31 protein-coding genes and 4 pseudogenes are annotated in these 23115 nt (G+C 38.8%); 20 read left to right on the forward strand and 15 right to left on the reverse strand.

The window, feature by feature from the left end; translation table 11 throughout:
• Together DYY67_RS00395 and DYY67_RS00400 are read right to left on the reverse strand one after the other, a co-directional pair.
• Positions 1-250, reverse strand: a pseudogene (locus DYY67_RS00395) (proline--tRNA ligase); the annotation flags it as partial.
• A gap of 42 nt (positions 251-292) precedes the next feature.
• Complete coding sequence (locus DYY67_RS00400) at positions 293-577, reverse strand: hypothetical protein (RefSeq protein WP_166389818.1); 285 nt, start codon at positions 575-577, stop codon at positions 293-295.
• Between the two features lie 100 nt (positions 578-677).
• Between DYY67_RS00400 and serB the strand changes: the two genes are divergently transcribed.
• From serB to DYY67_RS00425, 7 genes are all read left to right on the forward strand, one after another.
• Positions 678-1328 carry a phosphoserine phosphatase SerB gene (gene serB, locus DYY67_RS00405; RefSeq protein ID WP_166389820.1) on the forward strand — a complete coding sequence of 217 codons (651 nt, stop codon included), beginning with the start codon at positions 678-680 and terminating at the stop codon, positions 1326-1328.
• A gap of 40 nt (positions 1329-1368) precedes the next feature.
• Positions 1369-1581 carry a coenzyme F420-0:L-glutamate ligase gene (locus DYY67_RS10190; protein WP_255492559.1) on the forward strand — a complete coding sequence of 71 codons (213 nt, stop codon included), beginning with the start codon at positions 1369-1371 and terminating at the stop codon, positions 1579-1581.
• Positions 1565-2110, forward strand: coding sequence for a coenzyme F420-0:L-glutamate ligase (gene cofE / locus DYY67_RS00410; RefSeq protein WP_255492560.1), 546 nt, complete (start codon positions 1565-1567; stop codon positions 2108-2110). Before DYY67_RS10190 ends, cofE begins: the two co-directional genes overlap by 17 nt.
• Before the next feature lie 53 nt (positions 2111-2163).
• Positions 2164-2550: a PHP domain-containing protein gene (locus tag DYY67_RS10195; RefSeq protein ID WP_255492561.1), complete on the forward strand. Its 387-nt coding sequence runs from the start codon at positions 2164-2166 to the stop codon at positions 2548-2550.
• Positions 2551-2581: 31 nt separating this feature from the next.
• The gene (locus DYY67_RS10200) at positions 2582-3085 is read left to right on the forward strand and encodes a PHP-associated domain-containing protein (protein WP_255492562.1); all 504 of its coding nucleotides are present in this window, start codon (positions 2582-2584) and stop codon (positions 3083-3085) included.
• 98 nt (positions 3086-3183) lie between these two features.
• Positions 3184-3396: a sulfurtransferase TusA family protein gene (locus DYY67_RS00420; RefSeq protein ID WP_445082559.1), complete on the forward strand. Its 213-nt coding sequence runs from the start codon at positions 3184-3186 to the stop codon at positions 3394-3396.
• 3 nt (positions 3397-3399) lie between these two features.
• Positions 3400-4401 (forward strand): PLP-dependent cysteine synthase family protein, encoded by a 1002-nt coding sequence (locus DYY67_RS00425; RefSeq protein WP_166389822.1) that lies wholly within the window; start codon positions 3400-3402, stop codon positions 4399-4401.
• Here DYY67_RS00425 and trxB read toward each other — a convergent pair whose 3' ends face one another.
• The 7 genes from trxB to DYY67_RS00450 form a co-directional block, all read right to left on the reverse strand.
• Positions 4402-5370 (reverse strand): thioredoxin-disulfide reductase, encoded by a 969-nt coding sequence (trxB, locus tag DYY67_RS00430; protein ID WP_320415873.1) that lies wholly within the window; start codon positions 5368-5370, stop codon positions 4402-4404.
• A 44-nt stretch (positions 5371-5414) separates the two neighbouring features.
• The gene (locus DYY67_RS10205) at positions 5415-5795 is read right to left on the reverse strand and encodes a DUF6775 family putative metallopeptidase (protein WP_255492563.1); all 381 of its coding nucleotides are present in this window, start codon (positions 5793-5795) and stop codon (positions 5415-5417) included.
• Positions 5752-5868, reverse strand: a complete 117-nt coding sequence (locus DYY67_RS11310; RefSeq protein WP_320415898.1) for a DUF6775 family putative metallopeptidase — start codon at positions 5866-5868, stop codon at positions 5752-5754. The genes DYY67_RS10205 and DYY67_RS11310 overlap by 44 nt, the downstream gene beginning before the upstream one ends.
• 100 nt (positions 5869-5968) lie before the next feature.
• Positions 5969-6148 (reverse strand): DUF6775 family putative metallopeptidase, encoded by a 180-nt coding sequence (locus DYY67_RS11315; RefSeq protein WP_320415874.1) that lies wholly within the window; start codon positions 6146-6148, stop codon positions 5969-5971.
• A 64-nt stretch (positions 6149-6212) separates the two neighbouring features.
• Complete coding sequence (locus DYY67_RS00440; RefSeq protein ID WP_166389824.1) at positions 6213-7031, reverse strand: sulfide-dependent adenosine diphosphate thiazole synthase; 819 nt, start codon at positions 7029-7031, stop codon at positions 6213-6215.
• 36 nt (positions 7032-7067) lie between these two features.
• Positions 7068-7838: a hypothetical protein gene (locus DYY67_RS00445; protein WP_166389826.1), complete on the reverse strand. Its 771-nt coding sequence runs from the start codon at positions 7836-7838 to the stop codon at positions 7068-7070.
• Positions 7839-7875: 37 nt separating this feature from the next.
• Positions 7876-8088, reverse strand: a complete 213-nt coding sequence (locus DYY67_RS00450) for a hypothetical protein (RefSeq protein ID WP_166389828.1) — start codon at positions 8086-8088, stop codon at positions 7876-7878.
• A 190-nt stretch (positions 8089-8278) separates the two neighbouring features.
• Here DYY67_RS00450 and DYY67_RS11320 point away from each other — a divergent pair.
• From DYY67_RS11320 to DYY67_RS10225, 3 genes and pseudogenes are all read left to right on the forward strand, one after another.
• Positions 8279-10083: pseudogene (locus tag DYY67_RS11320) on the forward strand (nitrite/sulfite reductase).
• Positions 10080-10340, forward strand: a complete 261-nt coding sequence (locus DYY67_RS10220) for a rhodanese-like domain-containing protein (RefSeq protein WP_255492566.1) — start codon at positions 10080-10082, stop codon at positions 10338-10340. Before DYY67_RS11320 ends, DYY67_RS10220 begins: the two are co-directional and overlap by 4 nt.
• A 53-nt stretch (positions 10341-10393) precedes the next feature.
• Entirely contained in the window at positions 10394-10882 is a 489-nt protein-coding gene (locus DYY67_RS10225) for a sulfurtransferase (RefSeq protein ID WP_255492567.1), read from the forward strand.
• A 4-nt stretch (positions 10883-10886) separates the two neighbouring features.
• Here the strand turns inward: DYY67_RS10225 and DYY67_RS00465 are convergent, their stop codons facing one another.
• Positions 10887-12029: a tetratricopeptide repeat protein gene (locus DYY67_RS00465; RefSeq protein WP_166389830.1), complete on the reverse strand. Its 1143-nt coding sequence runs from the start codon at positions 12027-12029 to the stop codon at positions 10887-10889.
• Positions 12030-12156: 127 nt separating this feature from the next.
• On the opposite strand from DYY67_RS00465, the gene DYY67_RS10095 reads away from it, so the two are divergent.
• Positions 12157-12378, forward strand: a complete 222-nt coding sequence (locus DYY67_RS10095) for a hypothetical protein (protein ID WP_218584670.1) — start codon at positions 12157-12159, stop codon at positions 12376-12378.
• Between the two features lie 290 nt (positions 12379-12668).
• Complete coding sequence (locus DYY67_RS10100; protein WP_218584671.1) at positions 12669-13571, forward strand: collagen-like protein; 903 nt, start codon at positions 12669-12671, stop codon at positions 13569-13571.
• Positions 13572-13731: 160 nt separating this feature from the next.
• Here DYY67_RS10100 and DYY67_RS00475 read toward each other — a convergent pair whose 3' ends face one another.
• The 5 genes from DYY67_RS00475 to DYY67_RS00495 form a co-directional block, all read right to left on the reverse strand.
• Positions 13732-13887 (reverse strand): hypothetical protein, encoded by a 156-nt coding sequence (locus DYY67_RS00475; RefSeq protein ID WP_166389832.1) that lies wholly within the window; start codon positions 13885-13887, stop codon positions 13732-13734.
• Positions 13888-14000: 113 nt separating this feature from the next.
• Positions 14001-14177, reverse strand: coding sequence for a hypothetical protein (locus tag DYY67_RS00480; RefSeq protein WP_166389834.1), 177 nt, complete (start codon positions 14175-14177; stop codon positions 14001-14003).
• A 34-nt stretch (positions 14178-14211) separates the two neighbouring features.
• Positions 14212-15312 (reverse strand): OBG GTPase family GTP-binding protein, encoded by a 1101-nt coding sequence (locus DYY67_RS00485; protein ID WP_166389836.1) that lies wholly within the window; start codon positions 15310-15312, stop codon positions 14212-14214.
• A gap of 65 nt (positions 15313-15377) precedes the next feature.
• Positions 15378-15875: a VTT domain-containing protein gene (locus DYY67_RS00490; protein WP_166389838.1), complete on the reverse strand. Its 498-nt coding sequence runs from the start codon at positions 15873-15875 to the stop codon at positions 15378-15380.
• A 38-nt stretch (positions 15876-15913) separates the two neighbouring features.
• Positions 15914-16162, reverse strand: a complete 249-nt coding sequence (locus tag DYY67_RS00495) for a DUF504 domain-containing protein (protein ID WP_166389840.1) — start codon at positions 16160-16162, stop codon at positions 15914-15916.
• Between the two features lie 479 nt (positions 16163-16641).
• Here DYY67_RS00495 and DYY67_RS00500 point away from each other — a divergent pair, with 479 nt between their 5' ends.
• The 8 genes and pseudogenes from DYY67_RS00500 to DYY67_RS00525 all read left to right on the forward strand — a co-directional run bounded on the left by DYY67_RS00500 (position 16642) and on the right by DYY67_RS00525 (position 23115).
• The gene (locus DYY67_RS00500; RefSeq protein WP_166389842.1) at positions 16642-17337 is read left to right on the forward strand and encodes a phosphoglycolate phosphatase; all 696 of its coding nucleotides are present in this window, start codon (positions 16642-16644) and stop codon (positions 17335-17337) included.
• A gap of 10 nt (positions 17338-17347) precedes the next feature.
• Entirely contained in the window at positions 17348-18919 is a 1572-nt protein-coding gene (gene argS, locus DYY67_RS00505; protein WP_320415875.1) for an arginine--tRNA ligase domain-containing protein, read from the forward strand.
• Positions 18906-19142, forward strand: a complete 237-nt coding sequence (locus tag DYY67_RS11325) for a DALR anticodon-binding domain-containing protein (RefSeq protein ID WP_320415876.1) — start codon at positions 18906-18908, stop codon at positions 19140-19142. The genes argS and DYY67_RS11325 overlap by 14 nt, the downstream gene beginning before the upstream one ends.
• On the forward strand, positions 19139-19234 hold the full coding sequence (locus tag DYY67_RS11330) for a DALR anticodon-binding domain-containing protein (protein WP_320415877.1): 96 nt from the start codon (positions 19139-19141) through the stop codon (positions 19232-19234). The genes DYY67_RS11325 and DYY67_RS11330 overlap by 4 nt, the downstream gene beginning before the upstream one ends.
• A gap of 53 nt (positions 19235-19287) precedes the next feature.
• Positions 19288-20173 (forward strand): annotated as a pseudogene (locus tag DYY67_RS00510) (tRNA (adenine-N1)-methyltransferase).
• Positions 20174-20178: 5 nt separating this feature from the next.
• Positions 20179-21042 carry an NAD(P)H-hydrate dehydratase gene (locus DYY67_RS00515; RefSeq protein ID WP_166389844.1) on the forward strand — a complete coding sequence of 288 codons (864 nt, stop codon included), beginning with the start codon at positions 20179-20181 and terminating at the stop codon, positions 21040-21042.
• A 6-nt stretch (positions 21043-21048) separates the two neighbouring features.
• Positions 21049-22396 (forward strand): annotated as a pseudogene (locus DYY67_RS00520) (M20/M25/M40 family metallo-hydrolase).
• A gap of 140 nt (positions 22397-22536) precedes the next feature.
• Complete coding sequence (locus DYY67_RS00525; RefSeq protein WP_166390131.1) at positions 22537-23115, forward strand: proteasome subunit beta; 579 nt, start codon at positions 22537-22539, stop codon at positions 23113-23115.

Raw genomic sequence — 23115 nt, forward strand, 5'->3', positions numbered from 1 at the left:
GTGTTGTCTCCTTGCTTAATAGTGATTCAGGGATGAGTACTGGAAGAAATCCGTTTTCATGTCCAGTTGCCTTTAGTTTTTGATCAACTGACGACTTGATGTATTCCCATATTGAGTAGCCATATGGCCTTAGTACGATTAACCCCTTGACTGGGGCATAATCTGTAAGCTGTGCCTTTATCACTACCTGTGTATACCATTCGCTAAAATCTTCATTCTTTTTGACCGTGATTCCAATCTCTTTACTCAATTTACATCATTTTGAGGCTTGTCCTAATGAGCCTTTGTTCTTCTACAAAGGGTCGCCTTTGCAAAGAACTTTTCCAGTTATTCTGCTTTGAAAATTAGAGCAGACAAAACATTGGATGAATGGTACTTCTTTTTTCAAAACAGGACAATCTACTGCTTCTTCTTTCATTTTTTTCAGCATCTTGGGGCTGACTCCTTTCAACTTTAATTTTCCTTTATCGTCCATCATTCCTGATGCTTTCAACTCTTCTTTTGTTTGATCCGATAACTTGTTTGATGTTGAAGCCGCTTTGATTGTAACTTCGTATTTATGTGGAAGCTCGCTCATGATCTTCATCTTAGTCATCTTGAATATATTGCTAGTGGTAGAAAGATCTAAGATCGCTTAAGATTAATATAATCTCCATCATTTCACAAAGCGGAAACTGATGCTAGCAATTTTTGATGTGGAAGGCGTATTACTTGACGCAGAATTCCTCCCGATTTTGGCAGAAAAAATTAACAAACAAGACGAGATCTGGGAAATTACAAGAAAAGGAATTGAAGGAGTTATCAACTGGGAAGAAGGACTAAAGAAGAGAATAGAACTTCTCAGGGGAATAAACTATGAAACTTGTACCGAAGTTGCTGATTCTCTTAAGATAATGACAGGTGCCAGAGAAGCATGTCACGCTCTCAAGGCGGCTGGTTGGAAATTGATGGCAGTGTCAGGTGGATTCACTATAATGACTGACAGGCTACGCGAAGATTTGGGGCTTGATTATGTCTTTTCAAACGAATTAATTTTTAAAAATGGCAAACTGGATGGCGTTGTAATAAACGTCAATTCAGACAAAGCCAAATCCGCGATAATCAAGATAAATGAATGGAAAGAAAAAAAGGAAAACATAGTAGTTATTGTTGATGGTGCAAATGATGTTAAATTGTTTGACATATGTGGGCTGGGCGTGGCATTTCGAGCGCAAGATGTTGTCAAAGACTTGGCCACTGTAACGCTAGATGAGAAAGATCTATCAAAGCTCATTGATATCATAAACATGCATTATGGTATGAAGATACAGTTACAAACTGTTGCTTGAGAAGAATATGATTTTAAGCAGTTAAGCAATAGGTTGGTAGATGACCTTAGAGATTATTCCGGTGTATGTTGAAAATGAAATCAAACCCGGTGATGATCTAACTGAGTTACTGCTAGACTCCAATCCTGGATCAAATCTACATGATGGCGATATTCTGGTTTTCACACAGAAAATCATCTCAAAACAAGAAGGACGGATTGCAAATCTTTCAAATGTTAAACCGACTCTTCTTGCTATTGGCTATAGCCAGTGAATACAAAAAAGATCCTCGAATTGTACAACTAATACTTGATCAATCAAAACGTATAGTCAGAATGCGTAATGGTATAATAATTTCAGAGACGATTCACGGTTTCATTTGTGCAAATGCCGGTGTGGACGAAAGCAATGTAGAAGAAGGATATGCAACACTGTTGCCAAATGATAGTGATGCATCAGCTAAAACACTACGTAAACAAATAAAAGAAAAAACGGAAAAAAACATCGCAGTTATCATATCTGATACGTTTGGGCGCCCATTTAGACAAGGTCAAACCAATGCCGCTGTGGGAATTTCTGGAATTGCATCTTTATTGGATTATGCTGGGAGAAAAGATACTTTTGGCAGAACTCTCCGTGTAACTTCTATTGCCATTGTAGATGAAATATGCTCAGCTACGGAACTTGTTATGGGCAAATCACTCAATGTGCCTATATCCATAGTGAGAAATTATCCTTTTGACGATACAAAAAATCAAATAAATGATCTTATTAGAACGCGATCAGAAGATCTATTTAGATAAGTGAATTTTTGAAAACAAAGATTATATTCATAGGTTGAGAGAAGCGATAAACATTGGATGATTTACAGACAGAGCTACACTGTCATAATGAATTTTCAAATTTTCAACTTGGTATAAAAGAAACTCCATATGATTGTGGTATAACAATACAGGAACAGCTAGAACAAGCGTACAAAACTGGCCTAGATGCTTTCTTTATTACAAACCATAATACATTGGATGGATACAAACAGCTTTTAGATTATAAAGAAAACCACGAAAAATTCAAAAATATTAAAATCTATCCAGGTGAAGAAGTTACAACAGATCAAGGAATCCATGTGTTAACATACGGAATCACCGAGACAATAAGGTCAGGTCAAAGTTTTGAAGAGATACTTGATATGGTAAAGTCTCAAGATGCGATTTCTTGTGCCCCTCATCCTTTTGCCCTGAAATAATGGATTACGAGAAAAAGCAATCCTGTGTGATTTGATTGAAGTCTTTAACAGCAACAATGTTGACAGGTATTCAAATCTCAGGGCGTCTTATTTTGCAAAAGCAAATAATATGACTGAGGTGGCAGGAAGTGACTCTCATGTTGTTTCTACACTAGGCAGATGTGTTGACATCATTCAGGCCGAAAATACACTAGACAGCGTTTTGAGGTCAATGAGGCGAGGAAAAATCACAATTGGTACTACTGGTTACATTACCAGTAAAGAAATGATAGAACATGCAAAATATAAAATTGAAAATTCAAAAGATGATATCATAAGATATTTCAAAGAAAATCATCCTCATCTAACAGGGGTATGCAGTTTCCTGATAGATGTGTTTGAATCAAATCCTAACAGCATGGTCTGGAGAGCAGTATACCAAGTAGCTGTGTATCTTACTACTAAATTATCGAACAAAATTAATTTCAAAAATCAAGATTATAACGTGTTGTATGAGCGTAATCTCAGAGCAATATTGCCAATGATCCTGACTTGAGTAATTTTTCTTGCGTACATGAATAGCTTTTAATATCACTTTACTAGCTTTTTATTTATAGGCGATTAGATATTTCAGAATTATCTCCCACCAAAACAATTGATGTTCGAGGAATGTTCTGTCCAGAACCTGTCTTTAGAACAAAGATCGAGATGGAAAGAATGGCAGTAGGAAATATTCTCAAAATTATCGCGGACGATCCTGCATCAGAAGAAGATATTTCACGATGGGTAAACAGAAGTGGACACCAATTGCTTAGTATCAACAAACCTGGTAAAGATCTTGAGTTTACCATTAAGAAGGTGAAGTAGTTCATGGCCACTAAGGCAATAAATGATGCAGAGACACTTTTAAAAAAAATTGGCAATACACCTGTTGTGAAACTTGACTCTCTTTCAAACGACCAGGCAGAGTTTTACGCAAAATTAGAATCTCACAATCCATTTGGTTCTGTAAAAGACAGGGCGGCATTTTGGATGGTAAAAATGGCAGAAGAAAATGGCCTCATAAAAAGGGGACACAGTGTGATAATAGAGCCGACTTCAGGAAATACTGGAATTGCTCTTGCAGGAATTGCAAAACTTCTTGGATATACAGTGGAAATTGTCATACCTGAAAAGGCAAGTGAAGAAACTAAAAAAATAATTGAATCTTTAGGGGCAGTTCTGTATCAAACAAGTGATGACTTGTGCCCAAAAGTCGGAGCCGGTACAGATCAGAGCATCGCACTGGCAAAATCGATTGCGTCAGCAAGACCTGACAAGTACTATTCTCCTAATCAATATGCAAACGAGGCAAATTTCATGGGACATTACAAGGGTACTGGCCCTGAAATTTGGGATCAGACTAAAGGAAAGATAACTCATTTCTTCTCAGGTGTAGGAACCGGGGGAACTATAACTGGAATAGGGGCATATCTGAAAGAGAAAAATCCGAACATAAAGATTATCGCAGTACAGCCACAACAAAATCATTTGATTCAAGGTCTGAGAAATTTTGAAGAGTCTGCAAAACCTGATCTCTTTATCAAACGTGAACAGGTAGTTGATGATTGGATTACAATTACAAATGATGAAGCATTTGTTGCCGTAAAGGAAATCTATGAAAAAGAAGGAATGCTGGTTAGTCCGTCATCTGCTACTGTGTATGTTGCAATGAAGAAGTATGGAATTGAGAAGGGTCATGTAATAGGAATATTTGCTGACGATGGCAGAAAGTTCAAGAGTCTCTATGCTCAACAGAAAATATTTACTAACGAGGAATTTGATAAAGCATTACGCGAGGCAAAACATTTGTCTCCTCCACCGTTTTCCTGACTATTTTCTTCTGCTTTCTGATAAATACTTGTCCACATCTATGGCAGCCATGCACCCAAATCCTGCAGCGGTAATTGCCTGTCGATATCTATGATCATGTACATCGCCAGCAGCAAAGATTCCATCTATGTTGGTATGGGTGTGATTTTTGAGTACTATGTAGCCCTGATCATCTAACTCAATTTGACCTTTGAACAACTTGGTATTTGGCTCATGACCTATTGCAACAAATAAGCCGCCAACATCCATTGTCTCTTGATTGTTAGTTGTTACATCTCTTATCATGATTTGATTTACTTTTTCACTTCCTTTGATTTCATCAATTACAGAATTCCAGTGAAACTTGATCTTGTTATTCTCAAATGCTCTGTCTTGCATTATTTTACTTGCTCTAAGCTTATCTTTTCTATGAATCACATGCACATTTTTTGCAAATTTAGTGAGAAATATGGCTTCTTCCATGGCAGAATCTCCACCACCTGCCACAACTATTTCCTGATTCTTGAAAAATGGGCCGTCACAAGTAGCACAATATGATACTCCTTTTGCGCTGAACTCTTGCTCTCCTTTTGCGCCAAGCTTTCTAGGACTTGCACCAGTTGCAATTATGACCGCATCTGCTTCATACTCTTCTGAATATGTTAACACCTTGAATGGCTTTCTCCTAAAATCTACATTTACTGCTTCATCATCAATGATTGTGGCACCCATTCTCTCTGTCTGTTTTCTCATTGTAGTCATGAGCTCTGGACCTAAGATGCCTTCTGAAAAGCCTGGATAGTTTTCAACTTCTGTTGTAAGCATTAATTGTCCTCCCGGTAACATTCCTGAGATTACTAGCGTATCACGTTTGGCTCTTGATGTGTAAATGGCAGCAGTGTATCCAGAGGGGCCAGCTCCTATTATTATTACATCAAATTTTTTCTTTGTTTCTGGTTTGTTATTTTCTGCTCTAATTTCTGCCTGCACAAACAAAATTCATTTACGATTCATATTTAAATTATGCACCGATTTCAGAGATTATCAAGTACATTTTGGTGCTGTTCGCATAACTTTCCCATTTCTATTTGTGCATGCAAAAGATCTTCTTGCCAATGTGCGTTATGCAAGATGCATTTTCTTGATTCGCAAAAAGGAATCCCTGTAAGGTGATAAAATATTGCCTGTAACACATATCCTCTAACAACCAAGCGTAACCTCTCGTCATGATATTCCAGAAACCTTCCTTTGAATTCTTGTTTAATTGAGTCTAGATTCAGGCCTTGTGATATTCTTTCGTATAACTGGAGATAATAATCACGTGGTTTTGCAGGTGCTTCGATAATTCCTGTAGTAGAAATAATAGACGGATTAGAACAGATCACAGGCCCTGCCATGATATCTGTAGTCGTCATAATCATAGCTACAAGTCAGTCTTGTTGTAAATATAATGTGAAGCTTGTCAGATGATGATTCTGAATCAGGTATGCATCTCTGAAAATATTTTGAAGCTCAAATCCGTCATACAAAATTATATTGTTTGATGTATGCATGTCTGTTTCCAGTTGTTTTTCAAATGTTATCTCTTCTACTGTGGGTTATGTTCCTCAAAAGGCACGTATGGGTTGAAAACTCTACACGAGGCTAACTGGTGGAGAATTTTTTCTTTTATGTCAAAATGCTGAAAAAAACTCTGTCGTACTTCGGTGCTTATTCCACTTTGTTTCTGTATGAACTCCGCAAGTTCATTGATTTTAATCTCAGACACACTTGGTTCGTCATATAAAAATAGTTTAGATATTTTCAATAATGAAATATCGGCTATAGTTGATTTATCTTCTTAGTTCTTTTATTTTGGATGCTGTAATCTCAGCTGCTTTCTTGCCTGATAACAACATGGAACCATATGTTGGACCCATTCTTGCTATGCCATATGTCTCTGTTACGGACATGCCTGTTGCTACAAGTCCAGGGAAAACTTCCCCCGTATGATGTACTACTTTATTCTCGCCATCATCTACCCACATTGGATCCATACCTTTCCATTCCACAAGCTTTCTGTCAACCAGTCTCTTTATTGCTACTGAGTCATGTCCTGATGCATCTATGACCATCTTAGATTCTAAAGCAACTGGGTCCACACAAGTTATGTTTCTTGGAAGAGCTGATACGGGCATCCAATTTACTACAATGCCGCTTACTCTTCCATTTTTCAATATCAAGTCATCAAATTTTGTTAGATTCAAGAATTTTACTCCTGCATCACAAGCTGCAGCTATTAATTTTGAAACTGCGTGTGGACCTGGTGTGAGATAAAGTCCTTCTCTTACCTTCTTGTAAGGAACTCCTAATTCGTCCCAAATTTTTTGTGCTGGGGCTCTCACTGTTACTGGGTTCATCATGTATCCTCCTAACCAATATCCTCCTCCGAGATAGTTGTTTTGTTCTATGACTAGAACTTTGAATCCCATCGATGAAAGTTCTCTGCTTGCAGTCAAACCTGCCGGGCCAGCTCCTATGATTATTACATCAGAATCTGCCCTGTCTACAAGTACTGAGTGAAATTCATCGGCGATTGCTCGTGTGATTTCCTTCTCATCTACGTCTGCAAATATTTTTTGTATCTCATCTTTGTGAGTCGTCGTTTGCATGAAAAATATCCTTAGAACAGCACATTAATAGTTTGCTCAGATTAAAAAAGCATCTTCAAATGATTTAATGCACTCCCTTATGTGCATCCTTTTTGTTGGATTCTTAAATGCATAAGCCGAGATAATGTCTGTTTTTGTAAGATCTTTCTTAGTTAGTATATGTTTTGCAGCCCTGAGTGAATCAACTATTACATTGCAGCCATTTGTACTGTCATTTGTTCTAAGTGACAGGTCCATCTCTATTGTTGAACCTAGAAATCCTTTGGCTTCCATCCAATAATAACTGACTCTTGACTCGCCAAGCTGTTCTGCATATTCTGTAGTGCCTGCAGTAGACTTGAAAGGATACGGAGCTTCAATTGCAATGGATTCTGTTTTGGCGCTTCTTTTTTTCTCTCTTATTTCTTCGGCCATTGTATTCATAGTATCTTGATTTCCTCCAACATCGAGCTGATATGCTTTCTGGATCTTGATGCCACGATTTGTCATAAAATCTATCATTCCTCGATGAAAAGCAGTTCCACCAAACTGACTCATTAAATCATCTCCTAGAATCATCAATCCCTTTGTCTCAAATGCTTTTTTTGTCTTATCGGTTACGGTCTTGGAAGATGTGGCATTAAAAAAAGAACACCCTGCATCCAATGCCGCCTCAGAATATTTTCCTGATGTATTATCAAGTCCAGAAGAAATCGCGTTAACAAGAAAATCTGGATTGGAGGCCTTGAGAGATTTAACAAATTCATCATAACTTACAGATTTTATCTGACCACTCTGGTTAATGTGAGAAGGTGTTGGATCTGACATTATTCCAGGCTGAATTACAATGTCTGAAAAATCTGTTTTACAATTTGTAATCACTTGACCTATTTTTTTTCCTACCTTGGAAGGAATCTATGTCAAAAACTGCTGAGATTGTTATATCCCTCAGAGTTAATCCTGAAATCTTTGGGTGCCAAAGTCCTTCGGTTGAATTCTTGTAAAATTCTAAGCCTTTTATCAGAGTTAATGTTACATTTCCGCTTCCGACAACGGCAATCTTGATTTTATCTGACACACAATTTTTCCTCGTCGATCTTCATTTAACTCTTTTCTGATATTGCTATTCAGAAAGTACATCAAAAAGGGAATTTCATTAAGAAAAGACCAAAATGATGGGTGGAAAATCCTGCCACCATATCATTGACTGATGCATATCTGGTGTCTAGTTTAAAATTTATATGCACTTCGCAAAGTAGCTACCATAATTGAGTAAGACAAGCCTTTCTCAGTCTAGGCCTGATAACCTTCCAAAACCCAAAATACAATGGGGGCGTCTAGAGGAAGCTGAAAAATTTGCAGAGATGGTAAAACTCTTCAGACAAGGCAAGATTAGCCGTGATGATCTACGACGATTTAGACTCCAGCATGGAGCATATGGTAGCAGAATGACTGATGACTATAGTATGATTCGTGTTAAAATCCCTGCTGGCGAAGTTTATCCAGAACAAATTGAAAAAATGGCTGAACTAAGTGAATCGTTTTCAATTGGAAGTGCACATGTTTCCACAAGACAAAATTTCCAGCTTCATTGGGTTGCACTGGAAGATGTCTCCGAAGTTATGCGTGGGCTGGCAGAAATTGGATTGACATCAAGAGAAGCATGCGGCAATTCTGTAAGAAATGTAATGTGTAGCCCTCTTGCAGGTGTATGTCCTAATGAAATATTTGATCCAACTCCATATGCATTATCAACAGCAAAGTTTCTACTGCGAAATTCTATGAATCAATCCCTTCCAAGAAAGTTCAAGATCAACTATACATGTTGTGAAAAACATGGAATGGCAAGAATAGTAGACGTTGGTCTTATACCGCAAAGAACAGAAATTAACGGAAAATTACAGAATGGATTCAAGGTTTTCTTAGGAGGCGGACTTGGTGCCCAGTCATTTGTAGGGCATCAGCTTGAGGAATTTACTCCAGAAGAAGATTTACTCTATACCATAATCGCAGTCATTCGGGTCTATGATAGAATGGGCAACCGAGAAAATATGGCAAGAAACAGGATGAGATATCTTGTTAATGAACTTGGATGGGAAAAATTCCAAAATATTATACTAAAAGAAAGAACAATGGTAAGACTGACACAGTCTGTTGTGGTAAAACTTGATCTTGACAAGACTCCTGAAGTATTGCGCAAAATCTCCATCAGCTCAGAAATTCCATCTCTCCACAGGGATTGTCTAGATGGATCAAAACCAACACAATGAAGCAAAAACAACAAGGTTACAGTGCGGCGTTCATCACGCTAGAATCAGGTGACATTACAGCAAGTCAACTACGTGCTGTTGCTGACATGGCTAGAGAATTTTCTGCAGAGGGACGAATTAGAACTGGATTTGTTCAAGATATAGTGTTTAGATGGGTAAAAGATGAAGATCTTGCAAAACTTTATGCCAAATTGCTAGAGGTCGGTCTTGCAAATTCTGGAGCGTTGACTATGGCCTCAGTTGTTGGATGTTCTGGTACTACCTCATGTAATCTCGCATTGACTAATTCTCATAGACTTGCAAAAGAAGTTCAAAGAAAATTTCTTGAACTAAAACTTGATGAAGACGATGACTTGAGAGATTCTACAATTAAGATAAGCGGATGTCCAAATTCGTGTGGCCAACATGAAATAGCAACAATTGGATTTTATGGCGGAGGTGGAAGGCTTGGAAAGGATATGTACCCACTGTATACCATGTCGTTGGGTGGAAGGGCAGATGGAAATTCAATGCTAGGGCTGATTACAACCAAGGTTCCTACAAAGAGAGTCATTCCAACAATTTTAAAAATAATTGAGATCTTCAAATCTGAAAAAAGATCCGGTGAAGTTCTGGATTCTTGGATTAATAGAGTCATTGAAGGTAGCGGCGGGCCTAAGATTAAATCAATTAATGATATCAAGGAATTGTTGAAACCTGTTGTAGCCCCCCCTACAATCGAGCAAGACCCTGACTTTTACGTCGATTATGGAAACGATGGAATCTATCATGCAAAAACTGGAAGGGGCGAATGTGCCGCTTGAGCAAAGAAAAGATTACAAGAATAACAGTTGATGCAGACACTCTGCGATCAGAGGTTAGGGACAAGAGTGTTAAGGTTCTTGACATACGAAAAGAAGAAGATTACAAGCAAGGACATGTGCCTGGGGCAATTAATTTTCCACTAGCTAGCCTTCTTACTGATGACAGCCCAGAAAAGATTCTCCAATACATGACCAGTCTTTTGGTATTGGTGATGAAACCTCTGTTGTTGTATATGACGACACATTTGGCGCCCTAGCATCACGTGTAGCGTGGGCGCTTCAATATATCGGTCATGAAGAAGTCTCGTTATTGGACATTACATACGGATCGTGGAAAAAACTTGGACTTGAAACAAGCCTTGAATCTCCATCGCTTGAAAAGAAAACCCATTCTCTAAAATTACAACCACAAATTCTTGCAACTGCTGATTCCCTTATGCCAGCAAAAGAGAAGGGTGCCATATTGATGGACAATAGGGAAAGGTTGAATTTTCTTGAGCATCATATCCCTGGAGCCATTAACATTCCATATAGAATGCTTGCCTCTCCTCAAAATATACTACGATCAAAAGATGAGTTGCGAAGGCTTCTGCAGAACAGAAACATATCTTCTAACTCTGAGGTAATTACATACTGTGGTAGTGTAGGTACTCTTTCAGGATTGGGATACTATGCATTAAAGTCAATAGGGATTCAGAATGTAAAACTTTACGTTCGATCCTTTAAAGAATGGGAATCATTAGAAAAACCAATTGAAAAACAACAAGACGCCAACTATTGGGATCTCTCGGCAGAATAATATTTTAGGTATTTTGCGTAGTTTCGCTTCTTAGCTTCTTTGTGGTCTGACTTTCAATGTGATCAAAAAGATCTATCATTTTCTGTTTATTTGCTTGCAAGTATTCGTAACCTTTGTCAGTTAATCTAATTTTGAATAATCTGATATCTCTATGTTCTTCAAAAAAATGTTCTATCATTTGTGCGCCTCTTTTGCTAGGATCTATGAATACATCCATCTTTGCAATGACTTCCTCGACATCTCCTTTCTCTATTGCAGTCTTGACAGCGTGAACTGCCTCGCTAATTTCTTTTAGGTGTTGAATTAGCAATGGATTGATTTTTTTTGTTGTTCCAAAGAGACCTTTCTTTTCAACCCCTATCTTTGCAGCCAACTCGGGGGCAATCTCAAACTCTTCTACCTTTGACAGGCCAACGTTTCTTTCCTCTTTTATCAGTAGGCCTTTTTCCACTAATTTTCTTGCTGCATCTTCCACCTCTGTCTTGCCTAACATGGTTGTCCAAACTATCTGGCCAACTTTGTGATATCCCTGTCTTACTGATTCTAACACTACGACTTCAACAATTCTTCTATATCCGTCATCTGCTCTGACGTTTTCAAAATCTTTGTCTCTTACTGCTTTTTTTGCATTTTTGACATCTATCTCAATTGAACGCTTCAAAGCCTCAATGGCTTCAGGAATGTGATTTAAAAGAGAATAGTAACATCCTTTGTTATACCAAGACATACCATCTGTAGGGTTTGTATCAATTGATTTTTCTACACATTCAAGGGCTTTTTCGTAGTTTTTTTGTCTATAATAGATGAGACCTTTCAGGTTCCAAGCATCCGAGTTTGTAACATCGATCTCGTGAACTTTGTTGTAATCATCCATGGATCCTGCCAAGTCGCCCATGTGGAATCTCGCATACCCTAATTTCAGAAGAGAATCGACATGTCCTGGGTCAACTTGTAATGCCCCTTCAAAGGCTCGTACTGCATCGTCCATCTTTTCATCTGCCATCAAAGAAACTCCTTTTTTGTACAGTTTATCTCTAGTATAGTTAGGATCTGTTATCTTTGATTCCTTGGATCTCTCTACTGACATTTCAGGTTTTATCTTAGTGCTTTCAGGCGACTCTGAATTGCCCTTGAATAATTTTTTCACGACTGGTCAAATATGGATTTTCCGTAGATAAATACTATTCCGGGTGTCTAAAAAGTAAATTTTATTGGCAAAGCAGCTTTATAACGCTTGGATAAATACAAAAATACTCAGGTATTACACCTAGGATATGTCAGCCAGAGAAAGGATAATCGAAATAACTGGCGAATCGCCATTTAGGCTCCCGTCGGGCATCTTTGAGGTGCAAATTTCTATTTGTGATTATCCTCCTTCTCAAGAAGACATAAAACGAAGGAATTTTCCGGTTATCTGGAAAGATAATTTCCACCTAAGGGTAAAAGATGCAAAATTCACTCAGACTCTAGGTTCTCCAAAAAACCCCTATTCCTGATTTTGTCTTTACGCGAGATTCAATCTGGGTCGTAATTCTTGATCAGTTTTCATCAATTAATTCTGCATTTCAAGTCGCGGTACCAAAGATTCCAGGCGAAGTTCCCACCACCACAAATCCAATCCAAGAGGAATCATCACCGAAGAGTTCCAAACCTTCTCCAGAATATTATCCTACGCCAGGCACTCAGGGCCCACGCGGCCCTGTGGGTCAACCTGGAGTTCAAGGTCCACCTGGACAGCCAGGTATTCAAGGTTCGCCTGGACCGCAAGGAATTCCAGGTCCTCAAGGTGACAAGGGTTCGTCCTGGACCTCAAGGTCCTCCGGGAGACAAAGGACCTCAAGGTCCTCCGGGAGACAAAGGCGATAAGGGTGACAAAGGTCCCACTGGCGATAAAGGCATAACGGGAGATAAAGGCCCATCTGGCGATAAAGGTCCAAGAGGAGACAAGGGAGAAATTGGCGACAAAGGCGATAAGGGAGACAAAGGAGACAAGGGCGAAAAAGGTCTTACGGGAGAATCAGGTCCTGCTGGCGATAAGGGTACGACAGGTCCTCCGGGCCCATCTGGCGATAAAGGTATTCTCGGTCCTCCGGGAGACAAAGGGCTCAAAGGTCCCTCAGGTCCACTTGGCGATAAAGGTCCAGTAGGTCCACAAGGTCCACTTGGCGATAAAGGTCTTACCGGTCCCCAAGGTCCACTTGGCGATAAAGGCCCACAAGGCCCGCAAGGTCCTCCTGGAGAAAAAGGTCTTACAGGTATTCCAGGTCCTCAGGGTGAAAAAGGACCTAGAGGTTTACCGGGTTCTCCTGGCGAACAAGGCCCAAGGGGTCCACCAGGCCCACAAGGCCCACCAGGTCCTCAAGGAATTCAAGGCCCTCAAGGCGATAAGGGACCATTAGGTCCACAAGGTCAATCTGGCGATAAAGGTCCTCAAGGAGTTCAAGGTCCTCAAGGCGATAAAGGCGTTACAGGTCCTCCTGGCATGGCTGGCGATAAAGGTCCTCAAGGACCACAAGGTACGATGGGAGATGTAGGTCCTCGTGGCCCACCTGGTCCTCCAGGCCCGCCTGGTCAGCCAGGATTTTCAGATCAACAAAAGCAAATAATCACTCAACTTCTTGAAATACTAGCTTCTAAGAATCTGATCACAACAGAGCAACAAATCAAATTGCTGAGCTTTCTCTACTAGTTCATCTTGTGTTTTGGAAAAGTTGAGACTATTGATAATTTAAAATAAGAGGATCCTTCTTAGCCTGAACCGGCAGTTGCCATGTGTCATGCTAGTTAAGAAAGATGTTTAGCTAAAATATTAAAATTATCGCTTGACATCAAGCGATAATTTTTTGATTTTATCTTCTGCGTTTCTTTGCAGATTTTCTTTTAGCTGTTCTTTTAGCTTTTTTACCCGCTGTTCTTTTAGCTGCTGATCTTCTCTTAGGAGCTGATTTTCTTTTTGGAGCTGATCTTCTTTTGGCAGCTTTTTTAGCGCGTTTTTTCATTGCCATTGACAAGTTTTACATTTAACTTGTTTTTCTATCGTTAGACTTAAGAAAATTACACCAAATGATGATATTCTATAAACAAATTTTTCATAAAATTCTAAAATTTTGATCGCATTTTAGTAAACAGACTCGGCTGATGGCCGCCTTCCTTGTAACCATGAGATCTGTCCGCATTGTACACATTTGTATTGACGTCTTCGTTTGTAAGTTGGAATTTCTGGCATGAAAATTATCTCTTGTTTTGTTTTTGAAATGCATTTCTTACACCATCTGTGTTCAGTTTCTTTTTCCATGAATCACAAAACTTGTCTGTTAAATTAGTTGTTACTATTTGCTTTTAACTATGGTCAGAACATCCTCGTCTTCTAATGTGTGGTTCAAACCAGCTCTCTGTCCGCCAAACTTGACGCTTTTGCCCCACACTAGAGCATATCTGAAATCTTTCTTCAAATCTCTGTGTAATTTGTTACACACATCTAAAACAGTTGAATTGCGTCTAACGATAAGTGGTTCTTTGTAATCAGTCTCGCCGCCCTTTGGTCTCATGTAAATTCTGATAAAATCTAGATATTCATAAATTGCATCTCTGAGCGCAGCTATGTTGATATCAGTATCAGCTGATATGGGGATGATTTTTGATTTTACTTTTTCTTGTAATTCATTTAGGAATCCTTGGTTTACCAAATCTATTTTATTCATCACGGTCAAAGATTCAACATAAAACTTGTTACCTGATACGTAATCAATCAATTGCTCTGAATCGATATCTTCTCTTATCAAAACGCGCGCATTATTTATCCCGTATACTCGTAAAATGTCTTTGAGCAGATTTACAGGCATCTTCGTCATTGGAACCTGTTGACTCACTGCTAATCCGCCATCCCCTGTTTTTTCTATAACGATATTGGGGGGCTTCTGATCCAATCTGATTCCTATGTTACCAAGTTCGGTTCTAATTACTTCCTCGTGATATGGTTGGAATACATCTAATATGATTAGCACCAAATCGGCACTCTTTGCCACTGAAAGAACTCTTTTACCAAGTCCTTTTCCTGTGGATGCCCCTTTGATTATTCCAGGCAAGTCAAGAACTTGAATTTTGGCACCGCGATATTCCATCATTCCTGGTACTACTGTTGTAGTTGTAAATTGAAATGCGCCAACAGCTGACTTTGCACCAGTAAGCCTGTTAAGTAAAGTAGATTTTCCAACGCTTGGAAGACCAATGAATACAACCGTTGCATCTCCTGTTCTTTTTACATCAAAACCGATTGAACTACCAGAACCTTTTGATTTTCTCTCCTCTTCCTCTCTTTTTAATTTGGCAAGCTTTGCCTTTAGAAGACCTACATGATGTTCAGTAGCTTTGTTGATCTGGGTTTTGGCCATCTCGTCTTTTATGGCCTGAATTTTTTCTGGTACTCCCATCTGTCTTATTTGACTCTTATACTGAATAAAATCTTTCTAATTAGATTTGATCTATTGTTCTCTGGTCAAAGTTTGAACGAATTAAAATAATGAACAAACATATTTCCAAAATAAACTGAAGCAAACGCACTAGTCGTTCTTGCTATGCTCATGGATATGAGGAATTTCTTGAAATTGTATCTTTTTACTCCTGCTATTATTGTAACAATCTCTGTCAATATGGGAACTAGACTTAGAGCAAAGATTATGCTCCAACCATGTTTGTTTAACCTCTCAAAACTCTTCTTGTAATCCTCTTCACTATGGGTCTTTCTCAGTAACTTGTACATCTTTTTTCCGTCGTATCCTATGTAATACGTTATGATTCCTCCACCCACGGATCCAATGGCCATTGTGATAAACACAGTTACAGCACTTTGACCGTCTAGAAGCAATGCGGTCGATGTTATCACTATTGGGAATGGGATGATTGAAGCAAAAATGCAGTTTAGAAAAAGACCAACTAATCCATACTTTACAAAGAACGGGTTCTCAAGTATTGGTTTTAAAAAATCAATTAACACAACTCTAGGTGATTTTCTCACATATTATAACTGAATGCTCAAAAACATTCCAAGGACTTGGGATCTTTTTTATTATTTGATTTGTGATATAGCGTCTTGTTTTCTTTCTTTATGTAAAAGATCCTTGTAGCAGGTATTGTCTCAAAATTTTCTGAAATCTTGAGAAATTCTGTCAGTGTAGCTTCCTTAATTATATTAAAGTCAAGATAGCCCACAAAATAGAGATCTGAATTGTCATGATACAATGCCTTGCTAAAAATTTCGGATATTGATCCTTTTCTGGTCACAAATTAACGACTCGATATGAATATTTTAGCTAACCTTATCAAAAATCTATCTTTACTCAGTACATAATTTTAAATTCTAACAATCAATGATTCAAATCATGACTAATAAAATCACGCTAAATATAGACAAGCCGATCTACAATGAAGGTGAATATATGAAATTAAAAGTAGATTATGAGGCACTTAACCCAAAGCAGACAATGCATGTGACAGTTTTAGATCCGTCCAGAGAAGGAGGTTTTCAGTGCTGATCAGTACATTAATTCTCAAAAGGGGAATTATTCTACCGTGTTAAAGTTTGACACAAAACAATGGAGAATTTCTGGTAGATACAAAGTTGCCGCGTGGGATCAGGAAGGAACACGAAAAGAAGTGTTTTTCCAATTCAAGGGAAAGACTTCATGATACTTTGTAGATGACAAAACAGAATAGAATTGTCTATTACAGTTATTATGCCCGGGAATCATTACGTGATTTGATTGAAACCCAAGATATATGCAGTGGATATAGATGGTACAATCACAGATAACAAAGGGGGCAGAGTTGACCTTGATGCACTTGCGGCTCTGCGTTATTTGGTAAAACTCGGCCATAAGGTAATCTACGTGACAGGACGGTCATCTATTGAGGCCTATGTTCTCTCAGTATTTGGCGGTACAACAAGAATAGCAGTGGGAGAAAATGGCGGAATTATCACATCTGGACCTGACGAGCATAGGCTAATTGGAAACAAACAGGAATGCTTGAAGGCATTCCAATTCATTAAAACAAAAATTCCAGATGCAGTTGAAAAACCTGTTTTCCCACGTATCACTGAGGTGGTCCTTGAAAGAAATTTTGATGTCAACTTGGGAAAAAAGATTCTGGCTGAAAATAATTTTAATGTACAATTATCTGATAGTATGTATGCTTATCACATCAACTCAAAAGGAGTTAACAAGGCAAATGGGTTCCTTGAAGTCATGAAGATGTTCTCAGCCACAAAACAAGATGTCATTGCAATAGGTGACAGTGAAACAGACGTGCCTCTTTTTGGACTAGCTGGTATAAGTGTGGCATTAGGAAATGCTACAGATGATGTAAAATCCCATGCTACAATTACAGTTCCGGGTCATGCAGGAGATGGAATAATAGAAGCACTTGAAAAGATTGAATTAAAACTTTTAGTGAAATGATGATGATATCATGACACTACGACTTCTCTTCGATGAAATTCGATCTAATGTGCAAAAAATCTCAAGTGATCTGGGATATCCATTGGTGCGATTTGATGTCTCCGAGGCATCTCAACCGGAATTTGGGGATGTAAGCTGTAATATTGGATTTTTGCTGGCAAAACCACTCAAGAAAAGACCATCGGAAATAGCCGAGTCTATTGCAAATGAATATAAAAAATACAAGACTTCATTTGTATCGCAAGTAAATGTACATCCCTCGGGATATCTCAACTTTGTTGCAAACCACTCGGCTTTTATTAAATCTGTCATGCAATCATCCGCAAGACAAGATTATGGAAAGTTCGATCTTGGAAAGAGCTCGAAGATTGTAGTAGAACATACCAGTGTTAACCCAAACAAGGCGCTGCACATTGGACATGTGAGAAATATAGTAATTGGAGATACAATGGCAAGGATTCTAAACAAAGCCTGCTATGATGTCAGGGTTTTAAACTATGTAGACGATTCCGGGCTTCAGGTGGCCGATATCATTGTAGGATTTCGGTATGGTGGCTTTGATATTGAATCTGCACAGAATCAGAAATTTGATCATTATTGTGGAGATGTTGTATATGTGAGCATCACTGAAAGATACGAGAAAGAACCGCTTCTTGCAGAAAAAAGGACAATAGTGCTAAAAGAACTTGAAGAAGGAAACTCTGAAATCGCAAAATTTGGTGATAAGATAACTCGAAGAGTCCTAGAAGAACAACTCAAGACTTGTTGGAGACTTGGAGTAACATATGACTGTCTAAATTTTGAATCACAAATAGTTCGCTCTAGACTCTGGAACGTGGTTCTTGATAAAATGAAATCTATGGGACTGATATATCTTGAAAATGAAGGAAAGAATGCTGGTTGCTGGGTGATAAAGTCTGATTCAGAAACAGAAGAAGACAAAATTTTGATCAGAAGTAACGGTATTGCTACCTATATTGCAAAAGACATTCCATATGCTACGTGGAAGCTGGGACTGCTGGAAGATCCATTCTACTATAAACAATACACTGTGCAGAAAAATGACAGGATACTTTGGGAGACCACTCTTGAAAATATTGGAACAAAGATGAATTTTACTGGAGATACCGTCATTACGGTTATTGATTCAAGACAGTCAAGACTGCAAAAAATTATCACAAAAATAATATCTGATTTCAAGTCGGAGGGAAAATCATACGTACATCTTGGCTATGAATCAGTCACTTTAAGCTCAGACACTGCAAAAAATCTTAATCTGGAAACTGAAGGCAAGTCTGTCCAGATGTCAGGCAGAAAGGGAATCTATGTTAACGCTGATTCTGTTTTGGATATACTTGGCAAAAAAACGTATGAAGAAGTAAAGAAGCGAAATCCCGAACTTGATGATATGCTACTGGTAAAAATTGCAGAACAGGTAGCAGTTGGTGCGCTGCGGTATGCCATGATAAAACAAGATCTTGATAAAATAATCACGTTTGACATGACAGAATCGCTTGAGTCTAGAAGGCGATACGGGGCCATACATACAATACGCATACGCAAGATCTGTGAGAATTCTTGAAAAGTCTGGCAAAACACCTGCATTTGATGTCTCTTTTGATGATTTGGATACGCCCTATGAGAGAAATCTGGTGAAGATAATTGGCAAATTTGACATACAGGTAGAAGATTCTGCAAAGAACCTGTCTCCTAAACTAATTGCAAGGTACTGTTATGAACTTGCAGTTTCTTTCAACTCATTCTATGAACACGTCAAAGTCTTGACTGCAGAATCCCTGAAATGATAAATGCGCGGCTTTGTCTTGTGTGGTCATTCAAAGAAACCATCACCAAGGCGCTTTCTTTGTTGGGCATTGACACCCCCCATAGGATGTAGTTCCGACTCTGAAATTTGGAAATACTATTATCCATATGGAATAAGGTCTAGTTGTGAAGAAAATAAAACAAAACAACAACGTGTTGTTCTTCTATGATGATTCAAAGAAATGGCTGATGAAAGTATCGCGAAAACAACAATTTCACACTCATGTTGGAATTATTGATCACAAAAAAGTAATAGGAAAAGAATATGGAAGCGCAATCAAGACCAATAAAGGAAAAATAATCTATCTCTTAGAGCCAACCGTATACGATTATGTTATGAAAAGTCAGCGCAGTACTCAGATAGTCTATCCAAAAGATCTGGGTTACATCGCTGCAAGAACAGGATTACAAAGCGGACACACAATTGTTGAAATTGGAACTGGAAGTGGCTTCGCTTACCACTTTTCTTGCCAGTATAGTAAAACCTCGTGGTCATGTGTATACATATGATGTTGATGAAAACTTTATGGCAATAGCAAGGAAAAACATCGAAAAAGCTGGAATCTCAAAATACGTTACAATGGAAAAGTTAGATATCAAAAATACTAAAAAAGTACCACAAACCGACGCGGACATGGTTGTAGTGGATTTGGGGGATCCATGGACCGTAGTTCCACAAGCAAGGAAGATGCTCAAAGGTAGTGGGTATTTTGTGGCAATATGCCCGACAATGAATCAACTTGAGAAACTTGCATCCGCATTGCGAGAAAATGACTTTTTTGATTTAGAGTTTACTGAACAGATTGTAAGGACCATCGAAGCCAGAGAAGGCAAGACACGACATTCGTTTCGAGGCATTGGGCACACCACATATGTTGCATTTGCTCGAAAAGTTACTACGCCAAAAGATCTTAGAAGAATAATACCAAGTATGGAAATTAAAGATGTGCCTGATGTAGAATCTGTGGAAGAATCTGTAGAAGACGAAGGTTTATCCGGCGTGAAAAAATAGGACATTTGTTGGCCAAAATTCTGCAGGCTACAATTGTCAAAAATTTTATTCCTCCAAGAAAATCTTTGTCAAGAAAGGGAGAAAACGGAAAAGTGCTAGTTGTTGGAGGAAGTTATCTATATCATGGTGCTCCAATTCTCTCATCACTTGCTGCGCTTCGCGCAGGAACTGATCTAGTTTACACATGCGTGCCTAAAACTCATGTAACGTCTACTCGAGCATATTCACCAAATCTTATTGTAATTCCAATGGTTGATGTCAAGCTTACAAGAGGCTCAGCTAGAAAACTGGTTGGAATCATACCAAAGGAGCTTGATTCTGCAACTATTGGCATGGGACTTGGAATCCAGGATAGGGAGGCACTGAAGATGCTGGTAAAAGATCTACTTGATAGAGCAGTTATGCTCTCTCTTGATGCAAGCGCACTCGTACCTGAAATTCTTCCTGAAATCAAAGATAAAAAAGTTGTAGTCACACCCCATGCTGGAGAATTCAAGAGATTGTTTGGAGAGGCTCCTCCAGATAATGTAACGCAAAGAACCGCAATGGTGCAAAAACATGCAAAAGATAATGGTATTACGGTATTACTCAAGGGACCAACAGACATTGTTTCAGATGGAACACAGACATTCCTCAATCCAAAGAAACTGGCATCCATGACTGTGGGCGGTACAGGGGATGTTCTCTCTGGTGTAGTAGCTGCAATGCTATCAAAGAATAGGAAACCTGTGGAGGCAGCATCTAGCGCGGTATTTGTAAATGGAAAAGCAGGAGCACTGGCACAAAAGAAAAATGGTTTTCACATTGTAGCAACAGATCTCTTGGATTTTATTCCGCTGGCAATGAAGCCTTTTGATAGAATAAAGTGATTTTGCATGCAGGAACAATACGTAGACAAAAACATGCCGGCACTAATTTCTGACTTGCAGAAATTAATTCAACAACCAAGCATATCCGCAAAAAGTCTTGGATTGGAAGAATGCGCAAGACTGGTAGTTAGAATAATGGGTCAGTCTGGAATCAAAGCGGAGATACTAAGGCTGGGTAAAAATATCCCGCCTGTAGTTTACGGTGAAGTCAAGTCAAAGAAAAATCCCCACAAGACCATACTATTTTACAACCATTATGACGTTCAACCAGAAGAGCCTCTTGAACTATGGGATGATAAACCATTTAGCGGAAAGATAAGGGGAAACAAAATCTATGGTCGTGGTTCAGCAGATGATAAGGGAGAACTAATCACTAGAATCAAAGCAGTTGAGGCATTTATCAAAACAACAGGTGATGTACCATGCAACATAAAATTCCTAGTTGAGGGAGAAGAAGAGATTGGCAGTATGCATGTTGAAGAATATCTGAAAAGATACCAAAAGAAACTGTCATGTGATGGTATAATCTGGGAATTTGGGTACGTTGATGAAAAGGACAGACCTGTCATCAGTCTTGGTATGAAAGGCCTGTTGTATGTTGAACTCTCTGTACTAGAGTCTATTCGTGATGCTCATTCAAGCCTAGCTGTACTAATTGAAAATCCAGCTTGGAGATTAATTGAAGCGCTAAAAACACTGCGTAACAAAAACGGCCTAATTCTCATTAAGGATTGGTATAGGAGAGGTTGATAATTTTACAAAGGAAGAACTTGGTGTAATTGCCCAAGAACCGTTTGATGAAAAGTCGTTTAAAAAAGAATATGGCATAAAGAAGTTTGTGGGAAACAAAAAAGGAATAGACATACGAAAAGCCGTGGTAGGTGACCCTACTTGCAACATTGCAGGATTCTCATCTGGTTGGGAAGGGCCTGGCGCAAAAACAGTTTTACCGTCAAAGGCACTAGTAAAAATTGACTTTAGACTTGTTCCAAAAATGGATCCTCTAAAACAATTATCCAGACTAAAAAAACATCTCAAAGACAAAGGATTTGGGGATGTCCAAGTTCACATGATTCACGGAGAGGCAGCTTCTAGAACTGCAATATCTGATCCATTTGTAAAGGTAGTAAAGAAGGCAGCAGACGAATCTTTTGGAACCTCAATAATGAGCGTCTCATCTGCTGGAACAGGACCTATGCATTCATTTTCCAAAGTGCTCAAGGCGCCTTGCATCTCAATTGGGAGTACGTATGTCTATGCAAGAATCCACTCACCTAATGAATTTGCAAGAATTGATCTGTTAAAAAAGACCACAAAATGCATGTGTAAAATAATAAAAAAATTCAGTGTCTAGCATGGAAATATCGGACATGATTTTTCACATGTCTGCTAAGAAATGTCTGATCTTGACTGCAAAAAGATTTGGATCACAAGTGATTTAGAGAAAGGCCTTTATTGTGCTCATTTAGCAGTTCAATTATGGCCTATATGTACATGCCAGGTGCTACGGCAGTTGGAATAACCTATGACGGAGGTATAGTACTAGCAAGCGAGAGAAGGATATCTTATGGAAATTTTGTGGTAAGTAAAAGCACAAAAAAGACTTTTAAAATAACAGATTTTGTAGGGGCATGCTGTGCCGGAATGGTTGCAGACATGCAGGTTTTGGCAATGCAGATGCGTGCACTAACCAAGATTAGAAAATTAGAACTCAAAAGAGAGATTCCGCCAAACTCTGTAGCTAAAATGATGTCATCTCTCATGTATGAAAGACGATTCTATCCATTGCTTACTCAGGTAATTGTCGGTGGCGTTAATGGCGATGCTACTATTTACACACTTGACCCGTTAGGCTCTGTTCTTCCAGACGACTATGCAGCCGTAGGTACGGGTGCAGAGATGGCACTGGGAGTATTAGATCAGGAATTCAAAAAAGGAATGAAGGAAAAAGAAGCAGTAACGCTTGCAGTAAAATCCATAAAATCTGCCATAATGCGAGATGCGGCAAGCGGTGACGGCATTGATGTGCTAGTCATTGACAAGAATGGGTCAAGAGAATCCACCGAAAACTAG

Origin of the sequence: Candidatus Nitrosotalea sp. TS (assembly GCF_011319465.1) — an archaeon.
Taxonomy (GTDB): Archaea; Thermoproteota; Nitrososphaeria; order Nitrososphaerales; family Nitrosopumilaceae; genus Nitrosotalea.

Coding starts and splice junctions, on each gene's coding strand:
- DYY67_RS00400 (WP_166389818.1), bottom strand. CDS start 577: ATGAGCGAGCTTCCACATAAATACGAAGTTACAATCAAAGCGGCTTCA.
- serB (WP_166389820.1), top strand. CDS start 678: ATGCTAGCAATTTTTGATGTGGAAGGCGTATTACTTGACGCAGAATTC.
- DYY67_RS10190 (WP_255492559.1), top strand. CDS start 1,369: ATGACCTTAGAGATTATTCCGGTGTATGTTGAAAATGAAATCAAACCC.
- DYY67_RS00425 (WP_166389822.1), top strand. CDS start 3,400: ATGGCCACTAAGGCAATAAATGATGCAGAGACACTTTTAAAAAAAATT.
- DYY67_RS10205 (WP_255492563.1), bottom strand. CDS start 5,795: ATGACGACTACAGATATCATGGCAGGGCCTGTGATCTGTTCTAATCCG.
- DYY67_RS00440 (WP_166389824.1), bottom strand. CDS start 7,031: ATGCAAACGACGACTCACAAAGATGAGATACAAAAAATATTTGCAGAC.
- DYY67_RS00445 (WP_166389826.1), bottom strand. CDS start 7,838: ATGTCAGATCCAACACCTTCTCACATTAACCAGAGTGGTCAGATAAAA.
- DYY67_RS10095 (WP_218584670.1), top strand. CDS start 12,157: ATGTCAGCCAGAGAAAGGATAATCGAAATAACTGGCGAATCGCCATTT.
- DYY67_RS00475 (WP_166389832.1), bottom strand. CDS start 13,887: ATGGCAATGAAAAAACGCGCTAAAAAAGCTGCCAAAAGAAGATCAGCT.
- DYY67_RS00480 (WP_166389834.1), bottom strand. CDS start 14,177: ATGGAAAAAGAAACTGAACACAGATGGTGTAAGAAATGCATTTCAAAA.
- DYY67_RS00485 (WP_166389836.1), bottom strand. CDS start 15,312: ATGGGAGTACCAGAAAAAATTCAGGCCATAAAAGACGAGATGGCCAAA.
- argS (WP_320415875.1), top strand. CDS start 17,348: ATGACACTACGACTTCTCTTCGATGAAATTCGATCTAATGTGCAAAAA.
- DYY67_RS11330 (WP_320415877.1), top strand. CDS start 19,139: ATGATAAATGCGCGGCTTTGTCTTGTGTGGTCATTCAAAGAAACCATC.
- DYY67_RS00525 (WP_166390131.1), top strand. CDS start 22,537: ATGCCAGGTGCTACGGCAGTTGGAATAACCTATGACGGAGGTATAGTA.